This is a genomic window from Granulicella mallensis (assembly GCF_014203225.1).
Taxonomy (GTDB): Bacteria; Acidobacteriota; Terriglobia; order Terriglobales; family Acidobacteriaceae; genus Granulicella; species Granulicella mallensis_A.
Window position 1 is genome coordinate 31,336 of sequence record NZ_JACHIO010000011.1, and the last position, 17,034, is coordinate 48,369.

At 57.7% G+C, this 17,034-nt stretch carries 7 protein-coding genes; 5 read left to right on the forward strand and 2 right to left on the reverse strand.

The genetic code is table 11. The annotated features are described in order from the left end of the window. Nucleotides 1-323: 323 nt before the first annotated feature. Nucleotides 324-1,703, reverse strand: a complete 1,380-nt coding sequence (locus tag HDF15_RS13540; protein ID WP_260331062.1) for a hypothetical protein — start codon at nucleotides 1,701-1,703, stop codon at nucleotides 324-326. Between the two features lie 316 nt (nucleotides 1,704-2,019). Between HDF15_RS13540 and HDF15_RS13545 the strand changes: the two genes are divergently transcribed. The 3 genes from HDF15_RS13545 (at nucleotide 2,020) to HDF15_RS13555 (ending at nucleotide 7,762) form a co-directional block, all read left to right on the forward strand. After that, entirely contained in the window at nucleotides 2,020-5,562 is a 3,543-nt protein-coding gene (locus HDF15_RS13545) for a TonB-dependent receptor (RefSeq protein ID WP_311733102.1), read from the forward strand. 19 nt (nucleotides 5,563-5,581) lie between these two features. Next, nucleotides 5,582-6,523 (forward strand): metallophosphoesterase, encoded by a 942-nt coding sequence (locus HDF15_RS13550; protein WP_184256380.1) that lies wholly within the window; start codon nucleotides 5,582-5,584, stop codon nucleotides 6,521-6,523. A 114-nt stretch (nucleotides 6,524-6,637) separates the two neighbouring features. Further along, nucleotides 6,638-7,762, forward strand: coding sequence for a phosphatidylinositol-specific phospholipase C1-like protein (locus HDF15_RS13555; protein WP_184256382.1), 1,125 nt, complete (start codon nucleotides 6,638-6,640; stop codon nucleotides 7,760-7,762). Between the two features lie 161 nt (nucleotides 7,763-7,923). Here HDF15_RS13555 and HDF15_RS13560 read toward each other — a convergent pair whose 3' ends face one another. Next, nucleotides 7,924-10,194 carry a winged helix-turn-helix domain-containing protein gene (locus tag HDF15_RS13560; protein WP_260331065.1) on the reverse strand — a complete coding sequence of 757 codons (2,271 nt, stop codon included), beginning with the start codon at nucleotides 10,192-10,194 and terminating at the stop codon, nucleotides 7,924-7,926. A gap of 178 nt (nucleotides 10,195-10,372) precedes the next feature. On the opposite strand from HDF15_RS13560, the gene HDF15_RS13565 reads away from it, so the two are divergent. Both HDF15_RS13565 and HDF15_RS13570 read left to right on the forward strand, forming a co-directional pair. Then, on the forward strand, nucleotides 10,373-13,021 hold the full coding sequence (locus tag HDF15_RS13565) for a choice-of-anchor tandem repeat GloVer-containing protein (protein WP_184256384.1): 2,649 nt from the start codon (nucleotides 10,373-10,375) through the stop codon (nucleotides 13,019-13,021). An 82-nt stretch (nucleotides 13,022-13,103) separates the two neighbouring features. Beyond that, nucleotides 13,104-17,024: an Ig-like domain repeat protein gene (locus tag HDF15_RS13570; RefSeq protein ID WP_184256386.1), complete on the forward strand. Its 3,921-nt coding sequence runs from the start codon at nucleotides 13,104-13,106 to the stop codon at nucleotides 17,022-17,024. Nucleotides 17,025-17,034: the final 10 nt, after the last annotated feature.

Here is a 17,034-nt window from a genome sequence, read left to right on the forward strand (position 1 = left end):
TTTGCTGTTGTCTCCGAGATAGGCCCGGCCTTTAGCCCGGGTATTACGGGGCGAATACGGAGGGGGCTTCAGCTCCTGGGACAAGCCTTTTTATCCCTTGGCATCTCTGCCTGCGGAGAGGAAAGCCTATCCCAGGGGCTGAAGCCCCATTCATAGCTTGTTCTGAATGTCCGGGCTAAAGCCCGGACCTATCTCAGAAGCAAAGACAAAGACAAAAGCTGCTATCTCCGTCTCCGCGACGCTGAAGCGTCACGCTTCTCGCTATGGGGCAACGCTGGCGCTTCAATGAACTAAAGACTCACCACACTCGTACCACTCAATGGCTACTGATAGAAGCGAGTCGCGATGATGTGGCCGCCAGGATCGTTCGCGCCGATGCTGCTGGTCTCGACCAGGAACTCGAAGGACTTCAGGGAGCCATCCGGCAGAAGGGCCTGTTTCAAAACCGGCTTCATCTCTGCAGGATTGGACAGGATGTCCGCAGCAGCCTGGGTGGCGGCCATGTTGAGTCCCTGGATGATCAGCACGTGGCCCTTTCCATCGAGGCTGGGCAGATAGTCGATGGCACCATAGGTTCGGTTGGTGGTTCCGCCTATGCCGTTCGAGTACCTTTGCTGCTCCGTGCCAAGGGGATGATCGTTCAGCACATACGACTGGTCGACTTCGGACGTGTATTCGAATTTGAAGTTAAGGTTTTTCTCAAAGAGAGCGACCCAGGGATTTGTATGGACCGAGCCGAGCAGGATGACATTGGAACGCTTCAGGTCTTCCGCTGTGATGCTTCGCGCGTAACGAATCTGTGTCCGGCCTGGTGTAAATTCGGGGAGCTGAGTCAACGTGTTCGTAATGTTCAAAGAGACGACGCTGGTATAGCGCTGCTGGCGCAGGTCATTCATGTTGCCAACGCTAAGCATGGGCACAAGCTTCGTATCGGTGAGATAGGTTCCGCTTGCGTACTCTTCCAGGGTGACGAGGTGTCCCGTGATGTTCTGCAATACTCCGAGTCCACTATCCGAAGGAACGATGAGCATGTTCCGATTCGGTTGGAAGAGTTGGGCCCAGATCGAATGCGCTGGTCCAAGTACCTTTGTGTCCTGCATTTTGTGGACTACGAACCGTACAGTCCAGGTCAGAAGAACGCCGACAACCAACCCGATAGCGAGCGCGAATCTTGTAGAAACTCTGCGAGACGCAGCGACAGGCTTCGGGATCTCTGCTGCGTCTGAGAGCTTGGCGGAAAGCTGTATCGGTGCGAGAGAGGCGCCGAGAGAAGAAGGGGGTGCTTGTGACTCGATCGCGGGCTCTTGCTGAAAGACCGGCACATAACCACCGCGAGGAATGACGATCCGCATGGGTTCGTCGCGGCCTTCGCCTTCAAAGTATTCATCGAGCCGCTTCCGCAATAGCCGTGCATAGCTGCGGACGATATTGTCTTCGCCGGGATTGTAATCAGGGGCACGATTGAAGATCTGCGTGCCGATACGCTGCTCTGTAATCTCATGCGCGTTTCCCAGAAGCTGCTGCTCGCAGACATATTGGAGAAACTTCGGAAGCAGATCGGATTTCGATAATCCTTTACTGGCCGCGACCCGGCAGGCTAGTTTCCACTCCGGTCGTTCCGAAAGATTTCTCGGATCGTTGGGGTGAGGCTCCTCAACCAGTACTGCTGTATCGCCAGATGAACCGGAAGCTACCTTCCCCATGACACGAGGGGTACCCGACCTCTTTCCGTAGGACCATTCACGATCATCGGGCATAGAGGAAGCATAGCGTTCAAATATGAAATGTTTGTGAATGCGCTAAAATTCAGCACATATTTTCTTCTTGAATTACGGAGGGGTGAAGCGGGGTGTATGCACAGGGCATAAGCCGTTTTCCACGTGAAACACCCTTTTGGAATTGTGCTGGTCAGGCCATGATCGGGCCATCTGTATTTTCTGCGTGGGCCGTTTCCAGGGACTCTTTCAGAAGCCTATTCACGTAATTGAAACACAGACACGCAATGATTTGGAGAGAACGGTGAAGCGTCTTTTTTTATTAGTAGTAATGGCTTGTCTTGTATTGAGCTCCGCACGGATGTTTGCGCAGTTTGAAACTGCTTCTGTGCTGGGATATGTGCGTGACGGCTCAGGTGCTGTTGTCCCCGGTGCAAGCGTCTCCCTTATCAATCAGGAGACCAAGGCCGTGGTCAAGGCACAGACCAGCGCTCAGGGCTCTTACGAATTTGTCGACGTCAAGATCGGCCAATATCTGGTCACCGCGCAAGCGAATGGTTTTGATGTCAGCACGACACAGCCCTTCACCGTTACCGTTAACGCCCGCCAACGCGTTGACCTGGCCCTTACCATCGGCTCCACCAGCGAGACCGTTACCGTCGATTCCGCTGCCGCGCTGCTCGAGACTGACTCGAGCGAACGTGGACAGGTCATCGGCACCCGCGAGGTCCAGAACCTCCCGCTCAACGGCCGCGCGTACGCCGACCTTGCCGCCCTGGTCCCCGGCGTTCGCCGCAGCCTCCTCGAAAACGGCACCGACTCCAGCCGTGATGCCAGCTTCAACGTGAACGGCATGCGCAGCGAGCAGAATAACTTCCTGCTCGACGGTCTCGACAACAACTCCTACGGAACCTCCAACCAGGGCTTCTCCAACCAAGCCCTCCCGCCCTCCCCAGATGCCATCGACGAGTTCAAGGTCCAGACCGATAACTACTCAGCCGAGTTCGGCCGCGCTCCCGGCGCCGTCATCAACGTGTCGATCAAGAGCGGTACCAACCACTTCCACGGCGCCGCATATGACTACATCCGCAACACCGCGCTAAACGCCATCGGGCCGTTCAGTGCTCCTATCAATCCCCTCACAGGCAAGAGCCAGAAGCCGACTCTACAGCGCAACCAGTTCGGTGGAACCTTCGGCGGACCCATCTTCAAGGATAAGCTCTTCTTCTTCGGCGACTACGAAGGTACCCGCCAGGTCGTTCACGCGATCAACACCGCCACCGTGCCCGACGCTGACCAGAACGGCACCAGCGCCCAAGCCATCGCCAACGGCGGTTATACCTTCCTGACGACCGCAAGTTCCACCCTCGGCATCGCCGCCAACACTCCCGTCCAGATCAAAAACCCGATCACCGGCCAGGTCTACACCAACGGCGTCGTCCCCTTCAGCGACCCAACCGTCTCCAGCTTCGCCAAGGGCGTCCTCGCCGCGCTGCCTGCGCCTAACCTCTCCGGCATCGTGTCCAATAACTACATCTCGCTGCCCGCCGATACCCTCAACGACGATAAGGGCGATATCCGCGTTGACTACACCATCAGCCCGAAGACGACCATGTTCGCCCGCTACAGCGAGCACCAGGGCAACATTTTCAGCCCGCCCAACATCCAGGGCCCAGCTGGTGGTAACTCGAACGGCTTCGTCTATATCTTCAACCAGCAGGTGGCGGGTGGTGTGACGCACGCCTTCACCCCGAACTCCATTTTGGATGCGCGTTTTGCCTTCACCCGCACCGATGGCGGTAAGAGCCCTTACGGCCACAGCCTCCCCAGCCTCGAGAGCGGTATCGCTGGCCTGCCGACCAGCGGCCCAGCGGTCACCAGCCTCAACGCGCAGTCAGTCCAAAACTTCTCACAATTCGGAAGCCTTAGCTCCAACCCCCAGTTCCAGGATCCCTACACCTACAATCCGAAGATCAACTACACCTGGATCAAGGGTCGCAGCACCTATAAGGCAGGCTACGAGTACGTCGCCGACTTCACCACGGACTCCGACTTCAACCCGGCCTACGGCGAAGACACCTACAACGAGTACTTCAGCGCCAATGGATATGTCTCCGCCGCACACCCCGGCGTCATCACCGGAACAACATCATCGCCAAGCGGCTTCGACACCGGTAGCAAGGAAGGCGTCGCACTCTCAGACTTCCTCTTCGGCGCTCGCGACACCTACCAGCTAGACAACAACACCCTCGCCTACATCAACCAGCGCTTCCACTTCTTCTACTTCCAGGACGACATCCGTTTCTCCTCGAAGCTGACCATCAACGCCGGTCTGCGCTATGAGCTCGTCACTCCGCAGTGGGAGTCAAGCAACCACCTCTCCAACTTCGATCCCGGCACCGTTTCGATGGTGAACGCCTCCAAGGGTTCCATCTACAACCGTGCTCTCGTTCACATGCCCAAACTCGACTTCGCTCCGCGTCTTGGACTTGCTTACCAGATCGATTCCAAAACCGTTGTCCGCGCTGGCTATGGCATCGGCTTCCTTCAGTTCAATCGCCAAGGCGGAGAGAACGTACTCGTCTATAACGCTCCCTTCGTCGTCGACACGGTCCTCACCCAGGCGCCGGAGTTCGGCAACCTGGCTACCTCAGGCTCTTCTGCTCCGCTCGCCCCTTGCACCGCCGCTCAGGCAGCTCTTGCCTACAACTCGGCCAACCCCACCCCCTGCTTCCGGACCAGCGCTCAGGGTTACACCACTGGAATGTCCAGCCCTGCAAACGTCACGGCCGCCAGCTACAGGAACACCGAAGTCCGTTACCTTCCCCCGAACCTACCCACCGGCTACGTGCAGAGCTACCACCTGACCGTACAGCGTGAACTCGGTCCTTCCACCACCCTCGAGGTCGCCTACGTCGGTGAGCATGGCGTCAAGATCCAGACACTCGCTGATCTGAACCAGGCTAACCCCGCAACCCCTTCGGCCACCTGCTCCACCACCATCACCTCTGGTTGCGGAAACCTCGCCGCTCGCCGTCCCATCCAGTCCTTCTACACCATTGAGGAGACGATCCCCGCTGGCTTCCTCACCTACAACGCCCTGCAGACCAAGCTCGAGCATCGCTCCGGGCATGGCCTCTACCTGTTGAACTCCTTCACCTACTCGCAGGCGATCGATAACTCCGGCGGAAACCTCGAGGCCAACAACGGTGACAGCGCGCGCATCAACCTCGCCAACCCGCGTAACGATCGTGGTCCTTCCGGCTACAACCAGCCTCTCAACGACACGCTCTCCATTGTCTACGACCTGCCCTACGGCAAGGGCCGCACCTTCGGGGGCAACGCTCCGGCTGTCGTCCAGCAGGTTCTCGGCGGCTGGCAGGTTACCGCCATCAACGACATGAACAGCGGTCAGCCGTTCAACATCTCCTACTCTCCAACGGGTGTGCAATCGGTCAGCTCGATCCTCACTCAACGCCCCAACCAGACCGGCCCGGCAGTCCTTCCCAAGAGCAAGCGCGTGAAGACGAGCACCTCGTACTCGCTATTGAATCCCGCGTCCTTCAGCCTGCCGGCCTTCAACCAGCCCTACGGCAACGCGGGTCGCAACAGCGCACGCCTGGATCCCTTCTACCAACTCGACCTCGGCCTGCATAAGCAGTTCGATGTCTTCCCCCGCGAGAACGTCAAGTTCGACTTCCGCACCGAGGCCTTCAACGTCCTGAACAAGGTCAACTACGAGGGACCGGCTAACGAGACCTTCGGCAACAGCGCCTTCGGCCTCGCTACCTCATCTACGGTCTTCCCGGCACGCATCCTGCAATTCGCTGGCAAGATCATCTTCTAACCCAAAGGGACGTCTCACCATGGATCGCAGACAATTTACTGCCCTTGGCGCCGCATCGCTCGGCAGCCTGCTCACCCAGAAACTCTGGGCTGAGCAGGCCCGAGCCGGAGCTTCGCCTGACAAGTTCTACTTCGCTCTGGTTGCCGATACCCACATCATCGACGACTTCTATGTCAAAGGTAGCGAGAACGGCGTGGAAGACAACGAGAGCATTCTTGTTACGACTCCTCGCCTGATCTCTGCACGCGATCTGATCAACTCGCTCAATCCAGCGATTGAGCAGGTCTTCCTGATCGGTGATTACTTCCATAACTATCCTTCTACCGACTACGACTTCTACTTCAAGAACACCACCCGCCTCGACAATGCCAAGGTGATTACCGATGGCTTCAAGATGCCGGTGCACCTGGGCTTTGGCAACCACGACTACGATGTGCGCCATGTCTCGCGGGAGATGAGCCACCGCCTCTTCGAGGCGAAGTTCAAGGCGAAGCCTTACTCCGTACTGGACTACAAGGGCTACAAATTCATTCACCTGAATAACTTCCTTGGCAGCACCCAGGACCATACGTCTTCGGACTTCAATCCCAACGTCGGATCACTCGGGGAAGAGCAGCTCCACTGGTTTGAGGCGCAGCTTCAGCAGCACAAGCCTACCTTCGTCTTTATTCACTACCCGCTGATTCAGGATGTTCCGGTCGAGTTTGCCGACTACGGTCTTCATCCTCTTCTGCGCAAGTACGAGGACACGATTCAACTGGTCGTCTCCGGCCACCAGCATAAGTGGGTCGACTTCTCCCGTCTGTACGGGCCACGGCATTACATCATGGCAGCTACTCGCTATGATCCCAATGCCTACATGCTGATGGAAGTAGACACCAAGCGTGGCACCTGGCGATTTATGAATGAGAGCCTCGTGGAGTGGGACACGCATTACAGCAAGCCCTACAAGATTGCCTGATAACAGTCATAGCTGCTATCTCATGGTTCAGTGTCGATAGGAGCAACTCTCCTATCGACACTGAACCTTATGTTTGTCATGCAAGCTCTATCGATACGAATGAAGGATGTACCTATGCTTTCGAACTCCTGCCGTATTCTCTCCGCCGTCGCGCTGGCTGCATCTCTGGGGACTGCCCATGCTCAGTCAGGTGACAAGGCGATCAAGCTCAACCAGATTCAGGTAATCGGCACGCACAACAGCTATCACGCGGGCATTGCCGCCAATGAAAGCAAGCTCTGGCAGGACAAGTATGCGGAGGCCTTCAAAGGGCTCGATTACCAGCACCAGCCTCTGACGCAGCAGTTCGATAGCGGCGTTCGCCAGATCGAACTCGATGTCTATGCGGATACCAAGGGTGGTCTCTATGCGCATCCCTCAGGCCCAAAGATGGTAGCCTCTGCCCATCTTCCTGCCGATCCCGACTTTGATCCCAACGGAGTGATGAACAAGCCCGGCTTCAAGGTCATGCACGTTCAGGATGTCGACTATCGCAGCACCTGCCAGCCTTTCACTGCCTGCCTGAAAGAGATTCGCGAGTGGTCTCATGCTCATCCGGGACACATTCCACTCTTCATCCTTGTCGAAACCAAGCAGGGAAAACCCGAGGGCAATCTGCACCTCACGATGCCAGAATCCTTCACGACGGAGACCTTCGACGCTCTCGATGCTGAGATCCGCTCCGTGTTTCCGGCCAACGAACTCATCACTCCAGATGACGTCCGCGGCCACCACAAGACGCTGAATGAGGCTGTTCTCGCAGGTAAATGGCCTACGCTTGCGAAGGCGCGCGGGAAGATTGTCTTCCTCATGGACCAGAAAGCTGTGGGGCCTGTCTATCTTGCCGGGCATCCTGCTTTGCGCGGTCGCGTGATCTTTACCAATGCTGACCCCGGCCAGCCTGACGCGGCCTTTATCGAACGCAACGACGGTCCTGCAGCGGATATCTCCGCTCTTGTGCGCCAGGGGTATCTCATTCGCGCCCGCACCGACTCCGACACGAAGGAAGCGAGAACAAACGACACCGCCACGCGAGATGCCATGATAGCCAGCGGAGCCCAGATGCTCAGCACCGACTATCCCATCAATGAGCCCGCTCGCTGGGACGGCCACTACGTCGTTACTCTTCCGGGGGATGTCGACGCACGCTGCAATCCTGTCAACGCTCCGGCTACCTGCAAGATCGAAGAGTCAAAGTAAGTTGTTTTTCTGTTGCTGTTGCTTTTCTAGTTGTCATTCCCGTAGGGAACCTGCTGCCTGCTTGCTGTGGCAATGCTGCTGTGGGGAGCGAGCGAAAAACGGGAGGAAGCAGGTTCCTCGGCTTCGCTCGGAAGGACAACCAGAAAAGCAGCAGCAACAACCTACTGCTTCGCCATCTCACGCTGATAGGCGTGCAACTGTTGCAAGGGTGGAAAGCCTCGATCGGCCCCTTTCCATGTATCCGCAACGGCACGATAGGCGAGATCGGCATGAACGCGATCCTCTCGCAACTGAAACGTTCTTCCCAGTTCAAGCTGCGACAGGACAAGGTAGGGAGACTCGGGAAAGCTGGCTTGCTGACCAATGACCCGCTTGAACTCCTCAGCGGCTTTATCGAACTGCCTGGTCTGGAGATAAGCCTCTCCTCTGTAGTACGCGGGGCTTAGGTCCATAAAGCTGCAGAAATCGAAGGGCCGTGTCTCCTCAAGTTCCCGAATGGCCGCCGCCGGATCGCCTTTATGTACCTGCATGGCGGCGCGAACGGAAGCCAGGACCGCAAAGTTGAGGACGGTGTCGGAGGGAGCCTGCGCTGCTGCGTGGGTTGCTGCTGTCAGGGCGTCGCTGGTATCTCCGGATCTTGCCAGGGCGAGCGCGGCATACGCCTGCACGGTAGGACTTTCAGGAAACTGGTGCGAGGCATTGCGAGCGAGCGCCTGAGATTGATGGGGAAAGCCGAGATCGGCTTCCAGCGCAGCCTGGTCCAGGCTAACCTCGGCGGCAAACTCTCCGAGATGATTGGCCCGCGCATTCTGTTCGGCCTCCGAAAAGAGATGGTTCGCCTGCGACATCTGGCCGCGATACAGCGCCGCCCACGCCGCGCTGGCGAGCATCTCGCTCTCCGCCGGGTCGTTCTTCGCCTTCTCCAACTGCGCTTGCATGCCGGCGGGATCGTTTTGCGCGAAGGCTCCCTGAAAACAGGCGACACGGAACTCGACCGAATCGGTCTTTCCTGGGATGGGATGGTTGCAAAGTTGATTGAGCGCAGCGTACTTGCCGGTGCGCAGATCGGCGGAGGCAAGGTTCGTATAGGCATGATCCATCTCAGGATTGAGCTGGACTGCTGTTTCTGCCAGCCCAAGCGCCTTTTCGGGCTCCCCTAGAAGGAGATACATGTCCGCCAGATTATTCGCAGCAATCGGGTCACGCGGATAGATCTTGCGCCACAACTGCAGGGTCTGGATCTCCGGCTCGATCTCGCCGGTCCCTGAGTAATAGCGCGACACAATATAGAAACGCTCGCGTTCCGTGGCGTGCTCGCGCAGATCGAACGCTTTCTGCGAGAACTGCTGGCTGACCTTGTACTCTTCCAGGTTGTAGTAGACGCTGCCCAGGCGGGCATAGGCGAGCGCGAACTCGGGGTCCAGGGCGATGGCCAGCTTGTAGTCTTCTGTGGAGTCGGACTCCAGGCCGAGGAGATGCTTTTTCTCGCCCTGCGTAAAGGCCTTGAGCGCTCCCAGAGAGCCTGTGGTTGCCTGGACCAGCGGGACATTGAACCTCTGCAGCGAGCTTTCCGGCTCATTCAGGGTGCGGCGCATCTGCTCGCTGGCCAGATTTAGAGCCTGGAGAACGTCATCCCGGGTCTTTGCCCGGTCTGTCTGGGTAGCGAGGGCGTGTCCGTTAGAGCATTGAAAGACCGTAACCTTTAATAGATAGTCCGGCGATTGGGCGAGGATCTCTCCGCGCAGGAGTGCCTGGGCGTGCAACGAGACACAGGCTCGCAATTCGTCCTGCTGGCTGGCTACATCCGAATCGGGCACCAGGCGGCGGAACTTCTCTGCCGGAACGAGGTTCAGGTAGGGGGATTCCTCCAGCTTGGCCTGTAGTGCGGAAGAAAGCACTCCATCAAAGTAGTGATCGCCCGTGGAGTTGATGACTCCGCCTACAACGATCATGTCCGAATCATTGATCGAGAGCAGGGGCTTTGCTCGATGCCAGCGGTAGAGCCACAACCCTGTGGCCGCCAGCGCGATCAATCCCAGCAAGAGGACGAGCAAGGCTGGCCGGTAGCGGGGCTGCGGCGTCTGCTCTTGAATCTGTTCGTCTGGCAGGTTTTGCGAGGGCTCTTCGGCTGGTGCCGGAGTCCCAATGGGGGTTACCTTTCCGATGAACTGGTAGCCGCGCCGGGTCACCGTTTCGATATAACGTGGCGCTGTCGAGTTGTCTCCGAGAGCCTGCCGGAGCTTTGTCGCGGCGACCCGCAGACTGCGATCGGACTCTTCGGGGGTCTTCTCGGGCCATAGCTGGGCCCAAAGCTTTTCGCGCGAGACCAGCTCTCCGGGCGTTTCCAGCAGCCTCAGCAGGATCTGGAGAGGCTGTTCCTGCAGCTTAACCCGTTCGCCGTTCTGCAGCAGGACTCCGTTATTTGCCTGCAACTCGAAGGAATCGAACAGGTAGGCAGTAATAGGAGGTCGAGGGCTAGGGTCCGAGCCTGCTGAGATAGAGAGCCGCCTTTGCGTCGTTTCGGGCCAAAAGCCCGGAATTATTTGTTGGCAAATAGTTAACAATCAATTTACTTGACCGTTTCGTGCCAGACAAGTTGATGTGGCACATATGAATCCTCTCAAGTCTTTTCACATTCTTCCCGTGCTGTGCCTATTGGCGTTGAGCTTTTCTCCGGCGCGGGCCCAGAGTGCAGGGCAGACAAAAGCCGCCGCCAAGGCACAGGGAACTCCCGCCAGGGCCGAGACCAATGCCGCGTCCTTGCCTGCGAGCGACAACATCCTCTACCAGTTCGGGGCGAGCAGCACCGATGCTGCGGATCCCTCTACCGCCCTCATGCAGGCCAGCGATGGCAACTTCTACGGCGGCACCTACGGAGGAGGTACTTATGGAGATGGCACACTCTACCAACTCAGCCCGTCCGGCAAGTACACGGTGCTTTACAGTTTTACCGGTGGCAACGACGGCAAGGCCCCCTACAACAGCCCAATCGAAGCCAGCGATGGAAATCTCTATGGCGTGACCAACTACTACGGAGCCTACGGGACCTTTCAGACTGGCGGCACGATCTACCAGTACAACCTCAAAACAGGCGTGCTGAGTACCGTCCACTCCTTCCAATATGGGGGGACGGCCGGTTTTGGAGAGTTAGTCGACGATGGGAAGGGAACGATCTATGGCACAGCCAACGTCGACGACCCGACGGGCAACAATCTAGGCAGCATCTGGTCCTACAACTACCTGACCCAGACCTTTACAACGCTCCACTCGTTTACCGGGGCGGATGGCAATAGTCCCGTTGGAGGCCTCGTTCTGGCTTCCGATGGAAATCTTTACGGCACAGCTGAGTTCGGCGGTCCCTATGTCTCCGGCAGCCCTTTGGGCTATGGCTATGGCACGGCCTTCGTTATCGCTCCAGACGGTTCGAACTTCCATGTCTTCCACAACTTCGATGACGGTGGACAGGGCATCGAAGATGGCTGCTGGCCAACCAGCTCTCCGGTTCAGGGGCCGGATGGGAACCTCTACGGCTTTACCTTCGAGTGCGGTACGCAGGGAAATGGGACCGGTATCTTCTACCAGATCGTGCCGAACGGTGTGAACTCGACGCTTCATAGCATCTATGACTTCCAGGTTGGTGACGGAAACAATCCGCTCCACGGACGGCCCTTCCTTGGAGGTGACGGCAACTTCTACATTGCCGGTTCTGAAGGTGGATCTCATAGCTCCGGACAGGTGATGCAGATCAGCCCCACCGGCACGAAAGCCGATGTGTACGACTTTGGCTCGAACGCGGCAGATGGTTTCAATATTCAGACGCAGCCCTTTGAATCGACAGACGGCAATCTCTATGGCGTGGCTTCGTCTGGTGGACCCCATTATCAGGGAAACATCTACCAGATTCTGACCACGCTGCCTCCTGCGATTACCCTTACCCCGAGCACGGCGAATGTAAATCCCGGCGACTCTCTTACCCTCACGTGGTCGGTCACGAACGCATTCTCCACCAATGCTAAGGCCTGCTTCGCTTATAGCTCCGACAACTCCTGGACTGGCTCAGTCGCGACGACGGGTAGTGCGACGGTGAAGCCTACGCTTGCCCTGGGCATTCTGACCTATTCGTTTACCTGCAGTGGCAGTGAGACGGCTACGGCTACGATCGTCGTCGGAACGATTCCTCCGCAGATTACGACGACCAACCTGCCAGGCGGCATGGTCAGGGCCGCCTATGCGCAGACCATTGGTTTGCTCGGAGGAACGTCGCCCTATATCTGGAGCATTACCGCCGGCAGCCTGCCGTCCGGACTAGTGCTGTCGGCCAGCACTGGTGTTATCTCCGGAACTCCGACGCAGAGCGGGACGAGCTCTTTCACCGTGCAGGTGAAGGACTCGGAGAGCACTCCTTTGACGGCGACCGCTGCTCTCAGCATCGTTGTCGTTCCGGCTCCGCTGGTGCCTCCCACGGTGGCTGTCAATGCAAGCCCCTCCAGCATTGTGCTGGGGAAGAGCACATCGCTGACGGCGACCGTAACCGGCCTCGCCAATGTGCCCACGCCGACGGGCACTGTGCAGTTCGCTGCCAGCGGAAGTGCTCTGGGTGCGCCGGTTCAACTGTCGAATGGCACGGCGACGCTGCCAGGCCAGGCGCCTACAGCGACCGGCTCCTATGGAATCACTGCCACGTACTCCGGTGACATCAACTACACCGCCGGAAACGTAGCGACAACCACGCTGACCGTAACGGCTCCTACTCTTGCGGCAATTGTGGCGACACCCGACACCGTGATGATCCCCAGCGCAGGTGGGAATGGATCGACGATGTTGAAGGTCCTCAACTTTCCTGACGCTTCTGTCTCGTTCGCCTGCTCCGGTCTGCCCAAGGGAGCCGCCTGCAGCTTTGGCGCTTTGAGCAGTTCGAGTACGTCTGCTCTCCAGATCACTACGACCGGCGGCGGCAGTGCGAGCCTCGTTCAGCCTGCAAATGGAATGGGCACGCGCCTGATGTATGCGCTGACGCTGCCTGGACTCTTTGCGGTCGCAGGCCTCTTCGGCAGAAGGAAAGGATATCTCCGGTGGCGCAAGATGCTGATGTTGGCGGTGCTGTTCTGTATGGGCGGGCTGATGACGGCTTGTTCCGGCGGTAGTGGGACCAGCGCTCCCGTAAACGATGCGACTCCCTCCGGTACAAGCACAGTCATCGTGACGGCGACGGATGGCAGTCAGTCCGCCGCTCTCAACCTGACGATCGTCGTGCAATAAAGCGCTACAGAAACGTACGAGGATGCGAGGTCTCTAAGCCGAGCCGCTCGCCTTGTCCTGCACCACTTTTCAGGAGCTTCCGATGAAACTGAACTTCCGTATGCCGTCCTCTCTCAAGTCCGTATTGCCCGCTGCGCTGCTGGCCTTTTCAGTGAATGCTGCCAGTGCGCAGGCTGCTCCTCAGATCAAGCAAAGAGTGAACGACGCTGAAGTCGTTGCGCTGCAGAACAACGTCCATCCTCTCGCGAAAGCGATCTACGATCAGGGCGCGGTTCCGGACTCTACTCCGACAGGCCGGTTGACCCTGACTCTGAAGCGTCCAGACGCGCAGGAGAATGCTCTGCATCAGTTCCTTGCGGACGTTCAGACAAAGGGAAGCCCGAACTATCACAAGTGGCTTACCCCGGCGCAGTTCGGGCAGAAGTATGGGCCGGCTGACTCAGACCTCGCACAGGTTGAGTCCTGGCTGCAGTCTCATGGTTTCAGTATCGATAAGGTTGGTGCAGGTCGAACGGCCATCGAGTTCTCCGGAACTACCGGACAGGTCGCGAACGCCTTCCACACGTCGCTTCATACCTACAGCGTCAACGGAGAAGTGCATCATGCGAATGCTACCAATCCACAGATTCCCTCTGCGCTCGCGCCGGTGATCGCGGGGGTTGGGTCCTTGAATGACTTTCACGCCAAGTCGCAAGCGCAGACGCTGGGCCGAGCCAAGTACGATGCGACCTCGCATAAAGTGATTCCACAGTGGACGACTCCCGACGGCGCGGGTGGAGTCTATTACGCCGTTGGTCCGAAGGATTTCGCGACTCAGTACAACGTCACTCCGCTCTACAGCGCCGGTACGAATGGTGCCGGTCAGACCATCGGCATCATCAATGAGTCCAACATCGATTTGGGAATCGTCCAGGCTTATCGAAAGCTCTTTGCCCTGGATACGAATTCCGCTGCTCCCAATCTTCCTCACATCATCATCGATGGTAACGATCCTGGGCTTTATGCTCCTGCCCTGACCGAAGCTTATCTGGACGTGGAGATGGCTGGAGCTGTGGCCCCGCAAGCCACCGTCAACCTGTATATCGCTGCCAGTACCGACTACAACGATGGCCTTGATCTTGCCATGCTGCGCGCCGTGGAGGACGACACGGCTACGGTCCTTAGTTTGAGCTTCGGCACATGCGAAGCCGAAGAGGGTGCGGGTTATCTGGCGTACATCAATTCTTTGTGGGAACAGGCTGCTGCCCAGGGGCAAACGGTGATGGTCTCCTCTGGCGATAACAGCTCCGCCGGTTGCGATAATCAGAACGATCCGTTCGATGCTGCAGACGGTTTGCAGATCAATGGACTGGCTTCTACTCCATGGAACATCGCGGTGGGCGGCACCGACTTCTACTACAGCGATTACGCTACCGGCGGAGCAAGCAGCGCGCAGGACTGGAGCGCAACGAACGATGCAAGCCTCGGCTCACTCCTTCATCCGCTTCCTGAACAGCCCTGGAATAACAGCTCTTATGGCTTGAATATTAATCCGACCACTGGTGTTTCCATTGTGGGGGGTAGTGGTGGACAGAGTACCTGTGCGGTTGCTGGCGGGCCTCTGGCCGGAACGAATGCTCTTACCTCGCAGGGGCTGTGCCTTGGGCTCGGAGGCTATCCGAAACCCGCGTGGCAGGCAGGCCCTGGCGTTCCCGACGACAAAGTGCGCGATATTCCGGACGTCTCACTATTTGCCGCTTTTGCCGCAAATAATAGCTTCTATGCCATCTGTGCCGCTACCGGAGATTGTGTCAATACTGACCCGAATACGAACTCTGTCTCCTATACCTCGGTAGGTGGAACCTCGGCCTCTACTCCTGCCTTTGCAGGCATCATGGCGCTCATCAATCAGAAGTATGGACCCCAGGGGCAGGCCGACGCGGTTCTTTATCCACTGGCTGCGAAGATGCCGTCGATTTTTCACGATGTTACGTTGGGTTCCAACAACGTACCGTGCAGTGTGCAGGGCGGCTTGCAATGTTCAAAAGACAAGACCGGCACGGGAGCTTCTCTACAGGAGTGGCCGGCGACAGTGGGCTATGATCTTGCCTCGGGGCTCGGCAGTGTGGATGCCAACGCGCTGGTCTCAAACTGGAATAGCGTTAGCCTGAGCTCCACCAGTGTTGCGTTCCAGGCGACACCCACAACCATCACCCACGGCCAGACGGTGAACTTACTCGCGAACGTCGTCGCGAATTCAGGTTCAGGAGTTCCTACGGGAGCCGTTGCCGTTGTGGCAGATACACCCCTTCCTTCTAATCGCGGACAGCTTGCCATGACGCTCGACAGTACGGGGGCCGGCGCTTCCAGCGTCAGCTTCCTGCCCGGCGGTACTTACAACATGCACGCTAGTTACAGCGGAGATGCGACCTTCGCAGCCAGTCAGTCCGCGCCTGTTTCCATTACGGTGAAGCCGGAGAGCAGCATCATTCTGGCGGGTGCATTTCAGAACCAGACGAGTCCCTATGGTTCGCAGACCCCGCTTGGACCGTCGGTAACCTATGGCACCATCGTGGGCATTGATCTGCAGATTGGTGGCAGCGCCGGCAGCGTGAATGGCATCGCCACCGGGACGGTTACAGTGCAGGACAACGGCACCGCGATTGCAACACTGCCTCTCAACGCGAATGGTGCGACTGTTCTTTCCTCGGGAACGTGGACCCTGGGGCAGCATAGTCTTACCTTCAGCTACTCCGGCGATCCCAGTTACAACGCAACGACCACCAGCAATCCTAAAGGTCCACTGACCTTCACCGTAACCAAGGGACTTACTCAGATTGGCACGGTTGCTAACTCCACCTCTTTTTCTGCTGGTGGTACGTTAGTGGTCCAGGCCCAGGTAACCGGGCAAAATAGTGGGTTATCTCCCACAGGCAACGTGACGTTCACGCTGGGAAGTCTTACCCGGACCGTGCCGCTTTCGGCGACATCGAATGGCGTAGGGTTTGCTACTGGAACGTTTACCAACCTGGCTGCCGGCACCTTCAGCCTGGGAGTAAGTTACGCGGGAGACAGTAACTGGAGCAGTTCGACGGCATCTCCTCAAACAGTTACGGTCACCGGCGCCTCCACCTTGTTGCCCACAACCACGGTGGTCACCAGCGATCCTGTAGACCTTACAACCATCGTCCCTGGGACCTTGATTACGCTGACAGCGAAGGTAACCGGTTCTTCTGTCGCGCCTACCGGCGGAGTGTACTTCGTCTCAGATGGCCAGCTCTTCAGCTCCGGCAACAGCCCTCAAGTGACGCTTGTTCCGGGGAGTGGTGGCACCTCGACGGCGACCATCACCTTTACCGCTGCGAACTCTTCCGCCGGCTCGAATCAGCTCTATGTGATCTATCTCGGCGATAAGGTCTACAACACTTCAAGCAGTCCTGTGCTGATGTTCAATAACCTGCAGGGGGACTTTTCGATCCTCAATAACAATCCAACGGTTACGGTAGCTGCTGGTTCTCCTGCATCCGTAAATCTAACGCTGAGTTCCAATAATCAGTTCAGTGGGAAAGTAACTCTGACCTGTGCTGTTACCGGCAGTGGCACGGTTGTACCGCTCTGCACTGTGCCGGGTACGGTGGCCGTTGCTACCACGGGACAAGCCACAGCCTCTGTTCAATTGGTAACCTCGATTCCTCCTGCGACTACGTCTCAATTGGCACAACCAGCAACGAGAAGATGGTTCGCTGGAGGTAGTGGAATCGCAGCCTTTGCCTGCCTTCTCCTGTTTGGGGTTCCATCACGGAAGCGCAAATGGACGGTGGCGCTTGGCTTTGTTCTATCGGTGACACTCCTGGGCGTGATGGGTGGTTGCAGCGGCGGCAGCAGCCCGCCGGTTACTACTGCTCCACCCAGCCCAACTCTTGTTCCGGCCGGGGCCTACAAGGCCGTGATCACTGCAACGGACGGAGTCATTACCCACAATGTCGTGGCAAATATCGTAATAACAGCCACGTCGACTAACTAAAGATGTTCCA

Coding starts and splice junctions, on each gene's coding strand:
- HDF15_RS13540 (WP_260331062.1), bottom strand. CDS start 1,703: ATGGGGAAGGTAGCTTCCGGTTCATCTGGCGATACAGCAGTACTGGTT.
- HDF15_RS13550 (WP_184256380.1), top strand. CDS start 5,582: ATGGATCGCAGACAATTTACTGCCCTTGGCGCCGCATCGCTCGGCAGC.
- HDF15_RS13555 (WP_184256382.1), top strand. CDS start 6,638: ATGCTTTCGAACTCCTGCCGTATTCTCTCCGCCGTCGCGCTGGCTGCA.
- HDF15_RS13565 (WP_184256384.1), top strand. CDS start 10,373: ATGAATCCTCTCAAGTCTTTTCACATTCTTCCCGTGCTGTGCCTATTG.
- HDF15_RS13570 (WP_184256386.1), top strand. CDS start 13,104: ATGAAACTGAACTTCCGTATGCCGTCCTCTCTCAAGTCCGTATTGCCC.